The following is a 17857-nucleotide window of genomic DNA, read 5'->3' on the forward strand; positions in this document are numbered from 1 at the left end:
CCGCCGGCCGCTCAGCCCAGGTCGATCTCCGGGTACAGCGGGAAGCCGGCGACCAGGTCCGTCGCGCGGCGGGAGATCTCGTCGGCGATCTTCCCGTCCAGGACGTGGGACGCCTTGGAGGGGGCGCCCGACTTGGTGGTGCCGGGCTCGGCGGCCGTCAGGACGCGGTCGATGAGGCCCGCGACCTCGTCCATCTCGGCGGTGCCGAGGCCCCGCGTGGTCAGCGCCGGGGTGCCGACGCGGATGCCGGAGGTGTACCAGGCGCCGTTCGGGTCGGCCGGGATCGCGTTGCGGTTGGTGACGATGCCGGAGTCCAGCAGGGCCTGCTCGGCCTGGCGGCCGGTGAGGCCGTAGGAGGAGGCCACGTCGATCAGGTTCAGGTGGTTGTCCGTGCCGCCCGTCACCAGGGTGGCGCCGCGGCGCATCAGGCCCTCGGCGAGGGCGCGGGAGTTGTCGACGATCCGCTGGGCGTAGTCCTGGAAGGACGGCTGCCGCGCCTCCGCCAGGGCGACCGCCTTCGCCGCCATGACGTGCGGGAGCGGGCCGCCGAGGACCATCGGGCAGCCGCGGTCGACCTGGTCCTTGAGGGAGTCGTCGCACAGCACCATGCCGCCGCGCGGGCCGCGCAGCGACTTGTGGGTCGTCGTGGTGACGATCTGGGCGTGCGGGACCGGGTCGAAGTCGCCGGTGAGGACCTTGCCCGCGACGAGGCCCGCGAAGTGCGCCATGTCGACCATGAGGGTCGCGCCGACCTCGTCGGCGATCTCGCGCATGATCCGGAAGTTCACCAGGCGCGGGTACGCGGAGTAGCCGGCGACGAGGATCAGCGGCTTGAACGCGCGGGCCTGGGCGCGCAGGGCCTCGTAGTCGATCAGGCCGGTCGCGGGGTCGGTGCCGTAGGAGCGCTGGTCGAACATCTTGCCGCTGATGTTCGGGCGGAAGCCGTGGGTGAGGTGGCCGCCCGCGTCGAGGGACATGCCGAGCATGCGCTGGTTGCCGAAGGCCTGGCGCAGCTCGGCCCAGTCGGCCTCGGAGAGGTCGTTGATCTGGCGGGCGCCGGTCTTCTCCAGGAAGGGCACCTCGACGCGGTCGGCGAGGACGGCCCAGAAGGCGACCAGGTTGGCGTCGATGCCGGAGTGCGGCTGGACGTAGGCGTGGCGGGCGCCGAACAGTTCGCGGGCGTGCTCGGCGGCGAGGGACTCGACGGTGTCGACGTTGCGGCAGCCGGCGTAGAAGCGGCGGCCGACGGTGCCCTCGGCGTACTTGTCGCTGAACCAGTTGCCCATGGTCAGCAGGGTGGCCGGGGAGGCGTAGTTCTCGGAGGCGATCAGCTTGAGCATCTCGCGCTGGTCGGCGACCTCCTGGCCGATGGCGTCGGCGACGCGGGGCTCGACCGTCCGGATGACGTCGAGGGCGGCGCGGTAGGCGATGGACTCGGGGGTCGGGTCTGCGGACACGAGGGGGCCTCCGGACGTGGGAATCAGCGTTCAGGTCGGCCCAGGCGCTCGGCACTCGTTCTTCTCGGGCCGCTCCCTGATGGTTGGACCCATCCCAGCGCGCCAGTCACGGCCCACGGTCAGGGTACCGGGTGTGGTGTGGCGGTGCCTTCGGTGTCCGGGATGCGGGAGCGTGCGCGGGGTCGTCGGTCGTCGCGGGGTGCGGGTGCGTCGTGGCCGGTCGCGAGCGGTTCTCCCCACGCCCCTGACGGGCGGCCCCCGCGGGGCCGGTCACAGGATCACGTGGGGCAGGAAGCGGGCGTACTCGTCCGTCACCAGGCCCGACGACTCCCTGATGCCCAGGCCCGCCGACTCGTTCTCCACCACCCAGGCGCCCAGGACGACGTGGTTGCCGTCGAAGTCGGGCAGGGGGGCGAGCTCCTGGTAGCAGCAGGGTTCGTCCCGGGGTGCCGGGTCGGTGCCGGGGGCGTGGACCGTGACGCCGGCGCCCTCGCGGCCCAGGAGGGGCTTGGCGACCCAGCCCGTGGTGCCGGCCAGCTCGCGCGGGCCGTCCAGGTGGGCCGGGAGGAGGTTGGGGTGGCCGGGGTGGAGCTCCCACAGGATCGCCAGCAGGGCCTTGTTGCTGAGCAGCATCTTCCAGGCGGGTTCGATCCACAGGGTGGTGCCGGTGCCGCCGCCGTTGTCGAGGGTGTCCAGGACGTGGCCGGCGAAGCGGTCGGTGGTGAGCCACTCCCAGGGGTAGAGCTTGAAGATGCTGCGGATGAAGCGGAGCTTGTTGTCGACGAAGCGGCCGGAGAGGCGGTCCCAGCCGATCTCCTCCATGGAGATCCAGTCGGTGGCCAGGCCGGCCTGCTCGGCGGTCTCCTTGAGGTAGGCGACCGTCATCAGGTCCTCGCCGAGTTCGTCGTCCGAGGAGTGGGCGAAGTACAGCGGGTTGCCGGGCGGCAGGAGCGCGGCCTGCTTCCTCCAGGCGTCGACGAGGCGTTCGTGGAGGCTGTTCCACTGGTCGGCGCCGGGGAAGCGGTCCTCCATCCAGAACCACTGCGGGGACGCGGCCTCGACGAGGGAGGTCGGGGTGTCCGCGTTGTACTCCAGGAGCTTGGCCGGGCCCGTGCCGTCGTAGCGCAGGTCGAAGCGGGCGTAGACGGAGGGGAGTTCGGCGCGGCGGTGCCAGGCCTCGGTGACCGCGTGGACGACGCGCGGGTCGGTGATGCCGAGGTCGGCGAAGCGGCCGGCGGTGACGATGTGCTCGGCCGCCGCCAGGCACATGCGGTGCAGTTCCTCGACGACCTCCTCCAGCGCCTCGACCTCGGGCAGGGAGAAGACGTAGTAGGCGCTCTCGTCCCAGTAGGGGCGCAGGGAGTCGTCGGGGTAGCGGGTGAGGGGGTAGATGAGGCCCTGTTCCTCGACGGTCTGCTGCCAGCCGGGGCGGGGGGCGATGGTGCGGCGTTCCACGGGGCTCAGCCGCCGCCGCTGCCGGAGCCCGAGCAGCCGAAGCCGCCGCGGTCGACGGCCTCGGACCGGCTGAAGGTGCCGTCGTCGGCCCAGCCGTCGCTGACGTCGGCGTCGTAGTACCAGTCGGCGTCCGTGGCGCTCGCGGTCTTGCGGCCCTTGTGGGAGGAGCTGCCCGACGAAACCGACGTGCAGTTCTTGTCGGCGACGACCTTGTAGCCGAGGAAGTAGTCGTAGCTGTCGCGGTCCACGCAGCGGCGGTCGGGGTCCGAGCCGCACGCGCTGAGGGCCGCCGCGAGCACTCCCATGCCGCCGAGCACCACCGTGCTCGACCGCAGTCGTCGCCGGGTCTCCGCCATGTCCTTGTCTCCCCGTTGTTCGTTCGGGTGTACGACACTTGGGCCGTTCGAGTGTACGGACCGCGCCGCCGGTGGACTCTACGGCAGCGCCCGGCACAGCGCGTCCAGGGCCCCCTCCCAGGCGTGGTCGGGCGGGGTGCCGTAGCCGACGACCACGGCGTCCCGCGGTGCGGTGACGGCCTCGGGGTGGCGGAAGAGGGACAGGCCGTGCACGGCGAGGCCCTGCCAGGCCGCCGCCCGGACCACCTGCCGCTCGGTGCCGGGCGGCAGCCCGAGGACGGCGTGCAGACCGGCCGCGATCCCGGTGACCCGCACCTCGGGCGCGCGGTCGGCGAGCGCCGCGACCAGGGCGTCCCGGCGGCGCCGGTAGCGCAGGCGGGCGGAGCGGACGTGGCGGTCGTAGGCGCCGGAGGTGAGGAACTCGGCCAGGGTGAGCTGGTCCAGGACGCCGGTGGTGTCGAGGCCCCCGCGGGCCGCCGTGAGGTCGTCGGCGAGACCCGGCGGGAGCACGGCCCAGGCCAGCCGCAGGCCGGGGGCGAGGGACTTGCTGGCGGTGCCGAGGTAGACGACGCGGTCGGGGTCCAGGCCCTGGAGGGCGCCGACGGGCTGGCGGTCGTAGCGGAACTCGCCGTCGTAGTCGTCCTCCAGGACCAGTCCGCCGGTGCGCCGCGCCCAGTCGACGACGGTGGCCCGCCGGTCGGGGTGCAGGGGGACGCCCATCGGGAACTGGTGGGCGGGGGTGAGCAGCACGGCGCCCGCGCCGTCCGGTCCGACGGGGTCGGTGCCGCGCGCGTCGAAGGGCAGCGGGACGGTGCGCAGTCCGGCGGCGGTCAGCAGGTCGCGGTGCACGTGGAGGCCGTACGACTCGACGGCGACGGTGTGCGCGCCGCGCGCCTTCAGCACGGCGGCGAGCAGGGCCAGGCCCTGCGCGAACCCGCCGAGGACCAGCAGGCGTTCGGGGTCGGCGCGCACGCCGCGGACCCGGGCGAGGTAGCCGGCCAGCGCGGTGCGCAGCTCCGGGCGCCCGCGGGGGTCGCCGTAGCCGAGGGCGTCGTGGGGGGCGGCGGCGAGGGCGCGGCGGGCCGCCTTGAGCCACTCCGCGCGCGGGAAGGAGGCCAGGTCGGGCGTGCCCGGGCGGAGGTCGTGGGCGGGGCGGGTGGGGGTGCGGGGGCGCGGGGCCGAGCCCGCGGGCGGGACGACGGCGCGGTCCGCGACGCGGGTGCCGGAGCCCTGGCGCGCGGTGAGCCAGCCCTCGGCGACGAGGTCGGCGTAGGCGTCGGCGACGGTGTTGCGGGCGATGCCGAGGTCGGCGGCGAGGGCGCGGGAGGAGGGCAGCCGGGTGCCGGCGGCCAGGCGGCCGGTGCGGACGGCCTCGCGCAGGGCGTCGGTCAGGCCGCGGCGCAGGCCCGGCCCGGCCGGTTCCAGGTGCAGGTCGACGCCGTAAGTGGCCCAGGGTTTCGCCATGGCAATGGACCATACCCCTGGGCTGCTTCGTTCCTAGGGTCGAGGGCATGACGACGCACACCGATGACACGACGACCGCGGAGCACGCCTCCGAACTGCCCGTACGGCTGGAGTGGGCCAAGCACGCGCCCGAGGTCTACAAGGCGATGATCCGGCTGGACACGGCCGCCCGGCGGGGGGTGGACCCGACGCTGTTCGAGCTGGTGAAGATCCGCGCCTCCCAGATCAACCGCTGCGCCCTGTGCATCGACATGCACAGCAAGGACGCCCTCGCGGCCGGGGAGAGCGTGGAGCGGATCATCCAGCTCAGCGCCTGGGAGGAGTCGCGGCACTTCTACACCGAGAAGGAGCTCGCGGCGCTGGAGCTGACGGAGGCCGTGACCGTGCTGACGGACGGTTTCGTCCCCGACGAGGTCTACGAGCGGGCCGCGGAGCACTTCGACGAGCCGGAGCTGGCGCAGCTGATCGCCGTCATCACGGTGATCAACGCCTGGAACCGCTTCGGCGTGACCTGCCGTATGACCCCGGGGCACTACCGGCCGGGGCAGCACGGATGACGGCCCGCACGCGACTCCTGGACGGGGAGGTCGCGCAGGCCATGTCCGCGCTCAGCGCGGCGGCGAAGAAGGGGCTCGGCGATCCCGCGCTCGCCGAGCTGGTGATGATCCGGGCCTCGCAGCTCAACCACTGCGCGTTCTGCCTGGACATGCACCTCACCCTCGCCCGGAAGAACGGGGAGGACGAGCAGCGGCTCGGTCTGCTCGACGCCTGGGAGGAGGCCGGGGAGCTCTACAGCGAGCGGGAGCGGGCCGCGCTCGCGCTGACCGAGGCGGTGACGGTCCTGACGGAGGGCTTCGTGCCCGACGCCGTGTACGAGCGGGCCGCGGCGCACTTCCCGGCCGGCGAGCTGGCCCACCTGGTGGGGTTGATCGCCGTCATCAACGGCTGGAACCGGCTGATGGTCGCCCGCCGCATCCCACCAGGGGGGTACACGCCGTGAGCAAGGTAGGTGTCTTCCGCGCCCTGCACCACGGCCGGGCCCCGGACGACCCCCTCGTCCTGCCCGGTCCCTGGGACGCGGCGAGCGCCCGCGTGTTCGCGCGGGCCGGGTTCCCGGCGCTGGCGACGCCCAGCGCCGGGGTCGCCGCCTCCCTGGGGTACGAGGACGGGCGGACCCCGGCCGACGAGATGTTCGCGGCGGTCGCACGGATCGCCCGGGCCGTCGACGTCCCGGTGTCGGCGGACGTGGAGGACGGGTACGGGCTGGCCCCCGGGGAGCTGGTGGAGCGGCTGCTCGCGGCGGGTGCCGTGGGCTGCAACCTGGAGGACTCCACGGGCGGGGTGCTCAAGGACCCGCACGAGCACGCCGCGTGGCTGGCCGAGGTGCGGGCGGCGGCCGGGGACCGGCTGTTCGTCAACGCCCGCGTCGACACGTTCGTCAGGGGCGTCGCCGACCCGGACCGGGCTCTGGAGCGGGCCGCGCTGTACGTCGCCGCGGGCGCCGACTGCGTGTACCCGATCGGCGCCCCCGTGGACGTGGTGCCGCTGCTGCGGTCCGGCGTCCAGGGGCCGGTGAACGTCCTCGCCCGGCCCGGGGAGGGCCCCTCGCCCGCCGAGCTCGGCGCACTCGGGGCCACCCGGATCACGTTCGGGCCGGGCCTCCAGCGGCGCGCGGAGAGCGCGCTGCGGGAGATCGCGGCGGAACTGGCGGAGTGAGGCTCAGGGCAGCCACTCCTTCCAGACGGACTCGTGGCTGTCCACCCACTTCTCCGCCGCCTCCTCGGGCCGCATCTTCTGCTCGGCGATCATCAGGGAGACCTGGTTCTGGTCCTCGGTCGTCCAGCGGAAGTTCTCGAGGAACTCCGCCGCCTCGCCGCCGTTCTTCGCGAAGCCGGCGTTGAGGTACTTCTGCAGCGGGGTGACCGGGTAGGCGCAGTCGACCTTCGCCGGGTCGGCGTCGCAGCCCTCCTGGTGCGGCGGCAGCTTCACCTCGGTCATCGGGACCTTCTCGAACAGCCACTGGGGCGTGTACCAGTAGGTCAGGAAGGGCTTCTTCTCCTTGGCGAACTGCTTGATCTGGGTGATTTGGGCGGCCTCGGAGCCGGCGAAGACGACCTGGTAGTCCAGGCCGAGGTTCTTCACCAGCGCCTTGTCGTTGGTGACGTAGGACGGGGAGCCGTCCATCAGCTGGCCCTTGCCGCCGCTCTCGGCGGTGCGCAGCAGCTCGGCGTACTTGTTCAGGTTCTTCCAGTCCGTGACGTCCGGGTGTTTCTCCGCGAAGTACGTCGGGACGAACCAGCCGATGTGCCCGGTGACGCCGAGGTCGCCGCCGGGGACGATGGTCTTCTTGTCCGCGACGTAGCGCTGTTCCTGCTCGGGGTGGCCCCAGTCCTCCAGGATGGCGTCGACCCGGCCCTGGCTGAGCGCGTCCCAGGCGGGGACCTCGTCGACCTGGACGGTGTCGACGCGGTAGCCGAGCTCGTGCTCCAGCAGGTACCGGGCGACGGCCACGTCGGCCTGGGCGCCGACCCAGGACTGCACGGACAGGGTGACGGTCTTCGCGCCCCGGGCGTTCGCGAACGGGGACGCCTGCTTGGTCATGTCGGCGGCGCCGCAGCCGGTGGCCAGCACCAGCACGGCGGCGGCCGCCGTGATCCGCTTGCGGGACATCTCAGGCTCCCTTCCTCGTATGGCGTCCGGTCGGCTGGGTGACCCGGTCGAGCATCAGGCCGAGGCAGACGATGGCGGCTCCCGCCACCAGACCGGTCGCCAGGTCGCCCTGCGCGAGACCGAAGACGACCTGGTAGCCGAGCGCGCCGCCGCCGACCAGGCCGCCGATGATGACGACGGCGAGGACGAGGACGACGCCCTGGTTGACGGCGAGCAGCAGGGACCGGCGGGCCAGCGGGAGCTGGACCTGGCGCAGCTGCTGCCCGCTGGTCGCGCCGAGCGAACGGGCCGACTCCAGCGCGGCCGGGTCGACCTGGCGCAGCCCCTGCGCGGTGATGCGGACGACGGCCGGGAGGGCGTAGACGACCGCGGCGGCGACCGCGGGGGCGCGGCCGACGCCGAACAGGGCGACGACCGGGATCAGGTACACGAACTGCGGCATCGTCTGGCAGACGTCCAGGACGGGCCGCAGCAGACGGTCGAAGCGGTCGCTGCGGGCGGCGGCGACGCCGGTCGCGAAGCCGATGACCAGGGTGACGGCGACGGCCGCCAGCACCTGGGAGAGCGTGTCCAGGGACGGTTTCCACACACCGAGCACGCCGATCGCGGCCATGGCGAGGACGGCGGTCAGCGCGGTGCGCCAGGTGCCGATCAGCCAGGCCAGGGCGGCGACGATCAGGAGCACCGACCACCAGGGCAGCCACTGGAGGCCGTCCCGCAGCGGGTTGAGGACCCAGCTGGTGAAGTGGGCGGCCCAGTCGGCGGTGCCGCCGACGACGGGGACGCCGGAGTAGAGGTGGGCGGTCATCCAGTCGACGGCCCGGTTGACGGGCTCGGCGATGTCCACCTCCCACGCCTCGGGCCAGTCGAGGAGGCCGGCGAGACGTCCGGCGAGCGCCACCGCGACGGCGGTAGCCGCGACGTACAGCCAGGTCACCGGGGACTTCCCGGCCTCGCCGAGCCGCTCCCCCGCCGCGCCGGTCACGCGGTCCAGGACGACGGCGAGCAGCACGATCGGGATGCCGGCGGCGAGGGCGGCGCCGACGTCGACGGAGGCGAGCGCCTGGTAGACGCGGTCGCCCAGGCCGCCGGCGCCGATGACGGAGGCGATGACGGCCATGGACAGCGCCATCATGATCGTCTGGTTGACGCCGAGGAGGAGTTCCTTGCGGGCCAGCGGGATGCGCGCGGTCAGCAGCCGCTGGCGGGCGGTGGTGCCGAGGGACTCGACGGCCTCCAGCACCTCCTTGTCGGCGCCGCGCAGGCCGAGGGCGGTGAGCCGGGCCATGGGAGGGGCGGCGTAGACGACGGTGGCCAGGACGGCGGCGGGGACGCCGATGCCGAAGACCAGGACGACGGGGAGGAGGTAGGCGAAGGCGGGCAGCACCTGCATGGTGTCGAGCACCGGGCGCAGGACGCGGTCCATCCGGTCGGACAGGCCGGCGGCGAGGCCCAGCAGGGCGCCCACGGCGACCGACGCGAGGACGGCGACGACCATCAGGGCGAGGGTCTGCATCGTCGGCACCCACATGCCGAGCAGGCCGCAGGCGAGGAACGCGGCGGCGGTGCCGAGCGCGAGCTTCGCGCCGGCCGCCCGCCAGGCGACCAGGGCGCCGATCGCGGTGACCCCGGCCCAGCCGACGGCGAGGAGGGCGAGGTAGACGGCGCGTACGGCGATGGTGACGGCGTTGCTGACGTGGCCGAAGAAGTAGAGGAAGAGGGGGTGGCTGTCGCGGTTGTCGATGATCCAGTCGCTGGCGCTGCCGAGGGGGGCGGAGACGTCGACGGTGAGGGCGGTGGGCCAGGTGGTGCCGGGCCACTGCGTGGCGGCCATGGGGGCGAGGATCGCTGCCGCGAGGGCCAGGGCGAGGAGCTTGCGGGTCGCGGGGTGGGTGAGGATGCCCGGCGGGGCGGCCTTACGCGACGTCGGTGCGGTGATCGTTGCCATTACGCCGGCTCCTCGGTGGGGGCGGGGGGCGGGGTGGTCGGCTCACGGCGCTGGGCCGGTGCCGCGCCCACCCGTGCCGCCCCAGCGGCACGACTGCCCGCGGCCGAGCCGGCTGTGGCGGCATCGTCCGCCGTGGCCGGGGCGGGGGCCTCGGCCGTGCCCGCCACCACCGACAGCAGGTCGGTCGCGTCCACGACGCCCAGGCAGCGGCCGTCGTCCATCACGCGGGCCGGGGAATGCGCTCGCGCCACGGCCTCGATGGCCTCGGCGACCGTGGCCTCGGGGCGGATCGCCGGGCCGGTGCCCGCCTCGTCGGCGGAGGCGGCGGGGCGCATCGCGGTGCGGACGGTGAGGACCTGCTCGCGCGGGACGTCGCGGACGAACGCGCGGACGTAGTCGTCGGCGGGCGAGCCGACGATCTCCTCCGGGGTGCCGAGCTGCACGACGCGGCCGTCGCGCATCAGGGCGATGCGGTCGCCCAGCTTCAGGGCCTCCTGGAGGTCGTGGGTGATGAAGACCATCGTGCGGCCCTCCTCGCGGTGCAGCCGGACGACCTCCTCCTGCATGTCCCGCCGGATCAGCGGGTCGAGCGCGCTGAACGGCTCGTCGAACAGCAGCACCTCGGGGTCGACGGCGAGGGCGCGGGCGAGGCCGACGCGCTGGCGCTGACCGCCGGAGAGCTGGCCGGGGCGGCGCTGCTCCAGGCCCTCCAGGCCGACCTTGGCGACGATCGCGGCGGCGCGCTCGCGGCGCTCGGCGCGGCCCACGCCCTGGACCTCCAGGCCGTACGCCACGTTGTCGAGGACGGTGCGGTGCGGGAGCAGGCCGAAGTGCTGGAAGACCATCGCGGCGCGGTGGCGGCGCAGTTCGCGCAGCCGGGACCCGTCCATGGCGCGGACGTCCTCGCCGTCGATGGCGATGGTGCCCGCGGTCGGCTCGATCAGCCGGGTCAGGCAGCGCACCAGCGTGGACTTGCCGGAGCCGGACAGGCCCATGACGACGAAGACCTCGCCCTTGCGGACGTCGAAGGAGACGTCGCGGACGGCGGCCGTGCAGCCGGTGCGGGAGCGCAGCTCGGCCGGGGTCAGGGCGGTCAGCTCGGGGTCGGCGGGGACGCGGGCGGCCTTCGGGCCGAAGACCTTCCACAGGCCGTCCACGGAGAAGACCGGGGGACGCTCGGCCGCGGCGCCGTCGACGGTGGCGGTGGCGGTGGTGGCGGTCATCGGGCATCACCGCCGATCAGCTCGACGGCGCGTTCCCCGACCATGAGGACGCCGATCATCGGGTTCACGGCGGGCATGGTCGGGAAGACGGAGGCGTCGGCGATGCGGATGCCGTCCAGGCCGCGGATGCGCAGCTCGGGGTCGACGACGGCCGTCTCGTCGTCGGCGGCGCCCATCTTGCAGGTGCCCGCCGGGTGGTAGACGGTGTGGGCGACCTTGCGGGCGTACTCGCTCAGCTCCTCGTCGCCGGTGACGTCCGGGCCGGGGCAGACCTCGCGCCTGAGCCAGGTCGCGAGCGGCTCGGTCCGGGCGATCTCGCGGGCGATGCGGATGCCGTCGACGAGGGTGCGGCCGTCGTAATCGTCCTCGTCGGTGAAGTAGCGGAAGTCCAGGGCGGGCTTCACGGACGGGTCGGCGCTGGTGAGGTAGAGGCGGCCGCGGCTCCTGGGCTTGGGGATGTTCGGGGTCATGGAGACGCCGAACTCCGGCCGCTCGTAGCCCAGTCGCTCCGGATTGTCCGTGAACGGGATCTGGTAGAAGTGGAACATCAGGTCGGGGCCCGCGTGTTCGGGGTCGCGGCGCACGAACAGACCGGCGTCGGAGTCCATCGCGGAGTTCTCCGGGATGGGGCCGTTCGTCTCCCACACGATCACCGACTCGGGGTGGTCGAGCAGGTTCTCGCCGACGCCGGGCAGGTCGTGCACCACGGGTATGCCGAGGGCCTCGAGGTCCTCGCGGGGGCCGATGCCGGAGTGCAGCAGCAGGCGCGGCGAGTCGACGGCGCCCGCGCACAGCACGACCTCGTTGCGGGCCTGGACCAGGATCTCCTCGCCGTCCTTGGTGCGGACGTGGACGCCCTCGGCGCGGGTGCCGTCGAACCGGAGCCTGTACGCCCACGTCTCCAGCATGATCGTGAGGTTGGGCCGCTCGTCCATCACCGGGTGCAGGTACGCCACCGAGGCCGACGAGCGCTTGTTGTCCTCGGGGTGGTAGGCGAGGTCGAAGAAGCCGACGCCCTCGGTGAACGGCTTCTGGTTGAAGCCCTCGATCCGGGGGACCTGGAGGGCCTTCTGCGCGGCGTCGACGAAGTCGCGGGCGATGGCGTTGCGGTCCTTCTCGTCGACCGGGACGATGTTGTTCTCCAGCCGGGCGAAGTACGCCTCCATCTGCACCGCGCCCCACCCCTTCGCGCCGGCGGCCTCCCACTCGTCCCAGTCGGACGGCAGCGGCTTGAAGGCGATGAGGGTGTTGTGGGAGGAGCAGCCGCCGAGGACGCGGGCGCGGCTGTGCCGGATGTGGGAGTTGCCGCGTGGCTGCTCGGTGGTGGGGTAGTCGTAGTCCAGTTCGCCGCCGAGCAGGCCCATCCAGCGGCGCAGGGTCAGCACGTCGTCGCGGCCGACGTCGCTGGGACCGCCCTCGATGACGGCGACGGTGACGTCCGGGTTCTCGGTGAGGCGGGCGGCGATCACGGAGCCCGCGGTGCCGCCGCCGATGACGACGTAGTCGTAGACCTGGGTGGTTTCGGGCATGGAGGTACTCCAGTGGGGCGTGGGGACGGAATGCGACGGGTGGTGCGGAAGGGTCAGCCGGCGAACCAGCGGACGGGCTTCGGTGCGAGGTTCTGGTAGACGTGCTTGGTCTCGCGGTACTCGGCCAGGCCCGCGGGGCCCAGTTCGCGGCCGACGCCGCTCTTGCCGAAGCCGCCCCACTCCGCCTGCGGCAGGTAGGGGTGGAAGTCGTTGATCCAGACGGTGCCGTGGCGCAGCCGGCCGGCGACCCGGCGGGCGCGGCCCGCGTCGGCGGTCCAGACGGCGCCGGCGAGCCCGTACTCGGTGTCGTTGGCGAGGGCGACGGCCTCGTCCTCGGTGCGGAAGGTCTCCACGGTGAGGACCGGCCCGAAGACCTCCTCCCGCACGACCCGCATCTCGCGGTGGCACTGGTCGAGGACGGTCGGCTCGTAGAAGTAGCCGCCCTCGGGCCGCTCGGGGGACGGCTCGGGGCGCTTGCCGCCGCAGCGCAGCACGGCACCCTCGGCGAGGGCGGAGGCGACGAAGTCCTCCGTCCTGGCGCGCTGCTGCTCGGAGACCAGCGGACCGCACTCGACGCCGTCCACGGTGCCGCGGCCCAGGCGGATCCGCGCGGCGCGGCGGGCGAGTTCGGCGACGAAGCGTTCGCGCACCGACTCCTCGACGATGAGGCGCCCGCCGGCGGAGCAGACCTGGCCGCTGTGGATGAAGGCGGCGTTGAGGGCCTGGTCGACGGCGGTGTCGAAGCCCTCCTCGGTCTCGCAGGCGTCGGCGAAGACGACGTTCGGGTTCTTGCCGCCGAGTTCCAGGGCGACCTTCTTGACGGTGACGGCGGCGGCCCGCGCGACCTTGGTGCCGCTGACCAGGCCGCCGGTGAAGGAGACCAGGTCGACGTCGGGGTGCTCGGCGAGCCGGGCGCCGACGGTGTGGCCGGGGCCGGTGACGATGTTGGCGACGCCTGCGGGCAGTCCGGCCTCGACCAGCAGGTCGATCAGGGCGACGGTGGTGAGCGGGGTGATCTCGCTGGGCTTGATCACGAAGGTGTTGCCGGCGGCGAGCGCGGGCGCGATCTTCCAACTGGCCTGGAGGAGCGGGTAGTTCCAGGGCGTGATCATCGCGCAGACGCCGACCGGCTCGTGCACGACGACGCTGTGGATCTCGGGTGAGCCCGCGTCGACGACCCGGCCGGGGGCCTCGCCGGCGACCAGGTCCGCGAAGTAGCGGAAGGCGTCGGCGACGCAGTCGATGTCGACCCGGCCCTCCTCGACGGTCTTGCCCGCGTCGCGGCTCTCCAGCAGGCCGAGTTCCTCGCGGTCGCGGACGAGGAGGTCGGCGACGCGGCGCAGCAGGGCGGCGCGTTCGGCGACCGGGGTGCGCGGCCAGTCGCCGGCGTCGAAGGCGCGCCGTGCGGCGGCCACCGCGAGGTCGGTGTCCTTCTCGTCGCCCTCCGCGACCACGGCGAACGGCCAGCCGTCCGCGGGGTCGAGGATCTCGCGCGTGGCCCCCGAGACGGCGCCCCGCCATTCCCCTCCCACGTGGTGGGTCCGCCCCGCGTACTGCTGTGTGTGGTCCGCCATGATCGGTATGTGCCTTCCGTTCCGTTCGGTGCCCGTGTGTCACATCCGTGTCACCCACGGGGACCGTGAGCGCATGCCCGTACCCCCCAGAGCCATGCGGAATCCGTCACCGAAAGTGCGCTGCCTCACGGAAATCGGGGATATCAACGGACAAACGGGGCGCGACGGCGCCGGTGCGCCGGGCGGAGCCGGGTCTCGGGCGACGGACGCCGCTCAGGGGGACAGCAGGTCGCCCACCGTCGCGCGGAGCCAGGCGTGCGCCGGGTCCGCGTCGTGGCGGGGGTGCCAGGCCAGGCCGAGCCGCAGCGGCGGCAGGGGCAGCGGGATCTCGAAGGGCACGAGGCCCAGCGTGTCGGCCAGCGGCATGCTCCAGGAGGTGATCAGCCCCACCAGGTCCGTCTCCCGCAGCACGAACAGCGAGGACGGGAAGGTGCCGACGGTGCCCGTCACCCGACGCCGCAGCCCGCGCTCGGCGAGGGCGGTGTCGATGGGGCCCTGCAGCCTTCCGCGCCGCGAGACGATGAGGTGATCGGCGGCCGCGAACCGCTCGACGGTCAACTCCCCCGCCAGCAGCGGGTGCCCGGCGCGCACGACCCCCATCATCCGGTCCTCGCGCACGATCTCCACGTGCACCTCGGGCGCGGTGGAGTCGACCATCCCGACCTCCAGATCGGCGGTGCCCTCGCGCAGGAACGGTGCGTCCACGTGGCTCTCGTTGAGGAAGCGCAGCCGGATGCCGGGCGCCTCCTCGGCCGCGCGGGCGAAGAGGACCGCGCCCCGGGCGGCGGGCAGGGTGTCGTGGCACAGGATCGTGAACGTACGGCTGACGGTCCGCAGGTCGGTGTCGGCGGCCGGCGCGAACAGCGCCCGCGCCCGCTCCACCACGGCGCTCACCTCGGCGCGCACGGCGAGGGCGCGCGGCGTCGGCACCATCCGCCGCCCGGCCCGCACCAGCACCGGGTCGCCGAGCGCCTTGCGGATACGGCCGAGCGTGCGGCTCATCGCGGGTTCGGACAGGTGCAGTCGGCGGGCGGCGCCCTGGACGCTCTGCTCCTCCAGCAGCACGTCCAGGGCGAGCAGCAGGTTGAGGTCGATCCCCGCGGATTGCGTCACGCGCATTCATTCCTTGCGAAGGTTGCACTGGAGTACAGGACGGCCCCGAGCCTACGGTGACAGCGCATCCCAGCATGCGCATCCCACTCGTCTTCCAGCTCCCGGGAGGAGCCGTGCCCGCGCACGCCCTGAAACGCTCGACCCTGCTGACCCTGTGCGCCTGCGTACTGGTCGCGCAGAGCATGGTCGCCGCCGTCAACCTCCTCATCCCGCAACTGGGTTCGTCGTCCCTGCACCCCTCGCGCACCGAGGTCCTGTGGACGGTCGACGCCTACGTCATCGTCTTCGCGGGTCTGCTCGTTCCGGCGGGCGCGCTCGGCGACCGGCACGGCCGCAAGGGCGCCCTGCTCGCCGGGCTGGCCCTCTTCGCCGCGGGCGCCGCGACCAGTGCGCTCGCGTCCGCCCCGGCGCTGCTGATCGCCGGCCGGGGGGTGTCCGGCGCCGGGGCCGCGCTGATCACCCCGGCGACGATGTCGATCCTGGTCCACCTGGCGGGGCCCGAACGCCGCGCCCAGGCCATGGCGTCCTGGACGCTGGCCATCGGCGTGGGCGGCCTGGCGGGCAATCTGGGCGGCGGCCTGGCCGGCCAGTTCCTGTCCTGGCGGGCCCTGTTCTGGGTGATGGTGCCGCTGGCGGCCGTGCTCGCCGTGGCGGTGTCGCTCACGACCCCGCGCACGGCCCGTTCCACGACCGGCAGTCCGGATCCGCTGGGCACGGCGCTGCTCACCGCGGGACTGGTCGCCGTGCTCTTCGGCATCATCGAGGGCCCCGGTCACGGCTGGACCTCGCCGCGCATCCTGTCGGCGTTCGGCGCCGGCCTCCTGCTGGTGGCCGGCTTCGCGGTCCACGCCCTGCGCTCCCGTGCCCCGTTGTTCGACCCGCGGGTGTTCCGCTCCGGCGGGCTGCGGGCCACCACGCTGGGCCTGGCGACGGGTTTCTTCGGGCTGTTCGCGCTGTTCTACGTCAACTCGCAGTACCTGCAGGAGGTGAAGGGGTTCGCCCCGGCGGTGACGGGCGTGGCGATCGTCCCGCTGATCGCCGGCATGGCCCTGGTCCCGAAGTTCGCGGCCCGCTGGTCGGCGCGTCCCCGTCCGGTCGTCGGCGCCGGGCTCGCGCTGATCGGACTGGGTCTGCTGGCCGCGTCCACGGCGGACGCGGGCACGCCCTACCCGCTGTGGGCGTGCTGGCTGCTGGTCATCTCGGCGGGGACGGGCCTGGCGATGCCGGCGCTCACCCTGGGCGTGGTGGTGTCCCTTCCGCCGCACCAGGCGGGGCTGGGCTCCGGCCTCGGCACCGCGGCCCGCGAGATCGGCGCGGCCCTGGGCGTCGCCGTGGCGGGCACGGCCCTGGCGGGTCACACCGGGTTCGCGACCGGCATGGGCCCGGCCCTGCGCACGGTCGGTCTGACGGTGCTGGTCGCGACGGCGGTCGTGGTGGCGGGCCACCGCGGCGCCGGCCGCCCCGCCCCCGGCGCCCCGGCTCCCGGCACGCCCGCGCCACCGGTGAAGGAACCGGCGGCCTGACCTCCGCCCGACCGGGACACACCGACGCCTCCGGCCGGGACGCGGCGGACGGTGCCGAGTTCCGGCCCGGGGAGCGGAAGACACCGCGTCCGGTCGACGGGCCCGTGGAACGGGACGAGGCCCGCCCCGCGTGAGCGGGACGGGCCTCGTGCTGGAGCGCCGGGCAGGCCTTGCACCTGCATTTCCCCGCAGGAAGCGGGGCGTCTTTCCTTGGACCACCAACGCATCACCTGGTGCCGTTCTCCGGCGGCCGGTGCGTGATCAACTGTAGCGCACCGGCGCCGGGCACACCAGGTCGGATCAGAGGAGGCCGAGACCGCGGACCGCCTCGCGCTCGTCCGACAGCTCCTTGACGGAGGCGTCGATGCGGGCGCGGGAGAACTCGTTGACGTCCAGGCCCTGGACGATCTCGTACGAGCCGTCCTTGCAGGTGACCGGGAAGGAGGAGATCAGGCCCTCCGGGACGCCGTAGGAACCGTCGGACGGGATGCCCATGGAGGTCCAGTCGCCCTCGGCGGTGCCGTTGACCCACGTGTACACGTGGTCGATGGCGGCGTTGGCGGCGGAGGCGGCGGAGGACGCGCCGCGGGCCTCGATGATGGCCGCGCCGCGCTTGGCGACGGTCGGGATGAAGTCGTCGGCCAGCCACTTCTCGTCGTTGACGACCTCGGCGGCGTTCTTGCCGGCGATCGTGGCGTGGAAGATGTCCGGGTACTGGGTGGCGGAGTGGTTGCCCCAGATGGTCAGGCGCTTGATGTCGGCGACCGTGGAGCCCGTCTTCTTCGCGAGCTGGGTCAGCGCGCGGTTGTGGTCGAGGCGGGTCATCGCGGTGAAGCGCTCGGCCGGGACGTCCGGGGCGGCGGCCTGGGCGATCAGGGCGTTGGTGTTGGCCGGGTTGCCGACGACGAGGACCTTGATGTCGTCCGCGGCGTGGTCGTTGATGGCCTTGCCCTGCGGCTTGAAGATGCCGCCGTTGGCCTCGAGGAGGTCACCGCGCTCCATGCCCTTGGTGCGGGGGCGGGCGCCGACGAGGAGGGCGACGTTGGCGCCGTCGAAGGCCACGTTCGGGTCGTCGGTGATCTCGATGCCCTGCAGGAGCGGGAACGCGCAGTCGTCCAGCTCCATCGCGGTGCCCTCGGCGGCCTTGAGCGCCGGAGTGATCTCCAGGAGGCGCAGCTTGACCGGCACGTCCGCGCCGAGCAGCTGGCCGGAGGCGATGCGGAAGAGCAGGGCGTAACCGATCTGGCCGGCCGCGCCGGTGACGGTGACGTTCACGGGAGTGCGGGTCATGGCGTTCTCCGTATGACAGCTGGCGGTGGGGCGTCCCTGCCCCGGGGTGCGGGATCCCGCTCCGGCTCGTGACCGGACCGCCGTGATGATCGATCGCCGGTACGGATGGATCACCGACGGATGATCGATCTCTTGGCGTCAAGAGAGATCCAGCGGTCAGGCTATCGCGCCCGCGGTGTCCGGCACGTCCGGGTCGGTGTGGCCCGGCCCACAGGGCGGCGTCCGGTGGTCCGGTCGTCCGTCGTCCGGAGGGGG

At 73.5% G+C, this 17857-nt stretch carries 15 protein-coding genes and 1 riboswitch; of the genes, 4 read left to right on the forward strand and 11 right to left on the reverse strand.

All coding sequences use genetic code 11. The features are described from left to right. Nucleotides 1–11: 11 nt before the first annotated feature. The 4 genes from JHAT_RS24245 to JHAT_RS24260 all read right to left on the reverse strand — a co-directional run bounded on the left by JHAT_RS24245 (nt 12) and on the right by JHAT_RS24260 (nt 4732). Nucleotides 12–1457 (reverse strand): glycine hydroxymethyltransferase, encoded by a 1446-nt coding sequence (locus JHAT_RS24245; protein ID WP_077800367.1) that lies wholly within the window; start codon nt 1455–1457, stop codon nt 12–14. Nucleotides 1458–1488: 31 nt separating this feature from the next. Beyond that, a riboswitch (ZMP/ZTP riboswitch) is annotated at nt 1489–1577 on the reverse strand. Nucleotides 1578–1727: 150 nt separating this feature from the next. Further along, a complete protein-coding gene (locus tag JHAT_RS24250) occupies nt 1728–2912 on the reverse strand; it encodes a glutathionylspermidine synthase family protein (protein ID WP_077800368.1) in 1185 nt (394 codons plus the stop codon). Between the two features lie 5 nt (nt 2913–2917). After that, nucleotides 2918–3268: a hypothetical protein gene (locus JHAT_RS24255; RefSeq protein WP_077800369.1), complete on the reverse strand. Its 351-nt coding sequence runs from the start codon at nt 3266–3268 to the stop codon at nt 2918–2920. A gap of 78 nt (nt 3269–3346) precedes the next feature. Next, nucleotides 3347–4732: a PLP-dependent aminotransferase family protein gene (locus tag JHAT_RS24260; RefSeq protein ID WP_077800370.1), complete on the reverse strand. Its 1386-nt coding sequence runs from the start codon at nt 4730–4732 to the stop codon at nt 3347–3349. 47 nt (nt 4733–4779) lie between these two features. Between JHAT_RS24260 and JHAT_RS24265 the strand changes: the two genes are divergently transcribed. From JHAT_RS24265 to JHAT_RS24275, 3 genes are read left to right on the forward strand one after another with little or no spacing between them, the layout of a single operon-like run. Beyond that, entirely contained in the window at nt 4780–5289 is a 510-nt protein-coding gene (locus tag JHAT_RS24265) for a carboxymuconolactone decarboxylase family protein (protein ID WP_077800371.1), read from the forward strand. Continuing rightward, on the forward strand, nt 5286–5732 hold the full coding sequence (locus tag JHAT_RS24270; protein WP_077800372.1) for a carboxymuconolactone decarboxylase family protein: 447 nt from the start codon (nt 5286–5288) through the stop codon (nt 5730–5732). The genes JHAT_RS24265 and JHAT_RS24270 overlap by 4 nt, the downstream gene beginning before the upstream one ends. Further along, a complete protein-coding gene (locus tag JHAT_RS24275) occupies nt 5729–6448 on the forward strand; it encodes an isocitrate lyase/phosphoenolpyruvate mutase family protein (protein ID WP_077800373.1) in 720 nt (239 codons plus the stop codon). The genes JHAT_RS24270 and JHAT_RS24275 overlap by 4 nt, the downstream gene beginning before the upstream one ends. A 3-nt stretch (nt 6449–6451) precedes the next feature. On the opposite strand, the gene JHAT_RS24280 is transcribed toward JHAT_RS24275, so the two are convergent. The 6 genes from JHAT_RS24280 to JHAT_RS24305 form a co-directional block, all read right to left on the reverse strand. Next, nucleotides 6452–7402 carry an ABC transporter substrate-binding protein gene (locus JHAT_RS24280; protein WP_077800374.1) on the reverse strand — a complete coding sequence of 317 codons (951 nt, stop codon included), beginning with the start codon at nt 7400–7402 and terminating at the stop codon, nt 6452–6454. Between the two features lies 1 nt (nt 7403). Continuing rightward, the gene (locus JHAT_RS24285) at nt 7404–9350 is read right to left on the reverse strand and encodes a proline/glycine betaine ABC transporter permease (protein WP_077800375.1); all 1947 of its coding nucleotides are present in this window, start codon (nt 9348–9350) and stop codon (nt 7404–7406) included. Then, on the reverse strand, nt 9350–10573 hold the full coding sequence (locus JHAT_RS24290) for a glycine betaine/L-proline ABC transporter ATP-binding protein (protein ID WP_077800376.1): 1224 nt from the start codon (nt 10571–10573) through the stop codon (nt 9350–9352). The genes JHAT_RS24285 and JHAT_RS24290 overlap by 1 nt, the downstream gene beginning before the upstream one ends. Next, nucleotides 10570–12102 (reverse strand): GMC family oxidoreductase, encoded by a 1533-nt coding sequence (locus JHAT_RS24295; RefSeq protein ID WP_077800377.1) that lies wholly within the window; start codon nt 12100–12102, stop codon nt 10570–10572. Before JHAT_RS24295 ends, JHAT_RS24290 begins: the two co-directional genes overlap by 4 nt. A 53-nt stretch (nt 12103–12155) precedes the next feature. Then, nucleotides 12156–13676: an aldehyde dehydrogenase family protein gene (locus JHAT_RS24300; protein ID WP_077800378.1), complete on the reverse strand. Its 1521-nt coding sequence runs from the start codon at nt 13674–13676 to the stop codon at nt 12156–12158. 213 nt (nt 13677–13889) lie between these two features. After that, nucleotides 13890–14795 carry a LysR family transcriptional regulator gene (locus JHAT_RS24305; protein ID WP_077800379.1) on the reverse strand — a complete coding sequence of 302 codons (906 nt, stop codon included), beginning with the start codon at nt 14793–14795 and terminating at the stop codon, nt 13890–13892. 107 nt (nt 14796–14902) lie between these two features. On the opposite strand from JHAT_RS24305, the gene JHAT_RS24310 reads away from it, so the two are divergent. Next, nucleotides 14903–16312, forward strand: coding sequence for an MFS transporter (locus JHAT_RS24310; protein WP_077800396.1), 1410 nt, complete (start codon nt 14903–14905; stop codon nt 16310–16312). A 300-nt stretch (nt 16313–16612) separates the two neighbouring features. On the opposite strand, the gene JHAT_RS24315 is transcribed toward JHAT_RS24310, so the two are convergent. Continuing rightward, nucleotides 16613–17602: a malate dehydrogenase gene (locus JHAT_RS24315; protein ID WP_077800380.1), complete on the reverse strand. Its 990-nt coding sequence runs from the start codon at nt 17600–17602 to the stop codon at nt 16613–16615. Nucleotides 17603–17857: the final 255 nt, after the last annotated feature.

Origin of the sequence: Streptomyces sp. JHA26, from assembly GCF_002005565.1 — a bacterium.
GTDB lineage: Bacteria > Actinomycetota > Actinomycetes > Streptomycetales > Streptomycetaceae > Streptomyces.

Coding starts and splice junctions, on each gene's coding strand:
- JHAT_RS24280 (WP_077800374.1), bottom strand. CDS start 7,402: ATGTCCCGCAAGCGGATCACGGCGGCCGCCGCCGTGCTGGTGCTGGCC.
- JHAT_RS24305 (WP_077800379.1), bottom strand. CDS start 14,795: ATGCGCGTGACGCAATCCGCGGGGATCGACCTCAACCTGCTGCTCGCC.
- JHAT_RS24285 (WP_077800375.1), bottom strand. CDS start 9,350: ATGGCAACGATCACCGCACCGACGTCGCGTAAGGCCGCCCCGCCGGGC.
- JHAT_RS24260 (WP_077800370.1), bottom strand. CDS start 4,732: ATGGCGAAACCCTGGGCCACTTACGGCGTCGACCTGCACCTGGAACCG.
- JHAT_RS24300 (WP_077800378.1), bottom strand. CDS start 13,676: ATGGCGGACCACACACAGCAGTACGCGGGGCGGACCCACCACGTGGGA.
- JHAT_RS24255 (WP_077800369.1), bottom strand. CDS start 3,268: ATGGCGGAGACCCGGCGACGACTGCGGTCGAGCACGGTGGTGCTCGGC.
- JHAT_RS24295 (WP_077800377.1), bottom strand. CDS start 12,102: ATGCCCGAAACCACCCAGGTCTACGACTACGTCGTCATCGGCGGCGGC.
- JHAT_RS24290 (WP_077800376.1), bottom strand. CDS start 10,573: ATGACCGCCACCACCGCCACCGCCACCGTCGACGGCGCCGCGGCCGAG.
- JHAT_RS24270 (WP_077800372.1), top strand. CDS start 5,286: ATGACGGCCCGCACGCGACTCCTGGACGGGGAGGTCGCGCAGGCCATG.
- JHAT_RS24265 (WP_077800371.1), top strand. CDS start 4,780: ATGACGACGCACACCGATGACACGACGACCGCGGAGCACGCCTCCGAA.
- JHAT_RS24315 (WP_077800380.1), bottom strand. CDS start 17,602: ATGACCCGCACTCCCGTGAACGTCACCGTCACCGGCGCGGCCGGCCAG.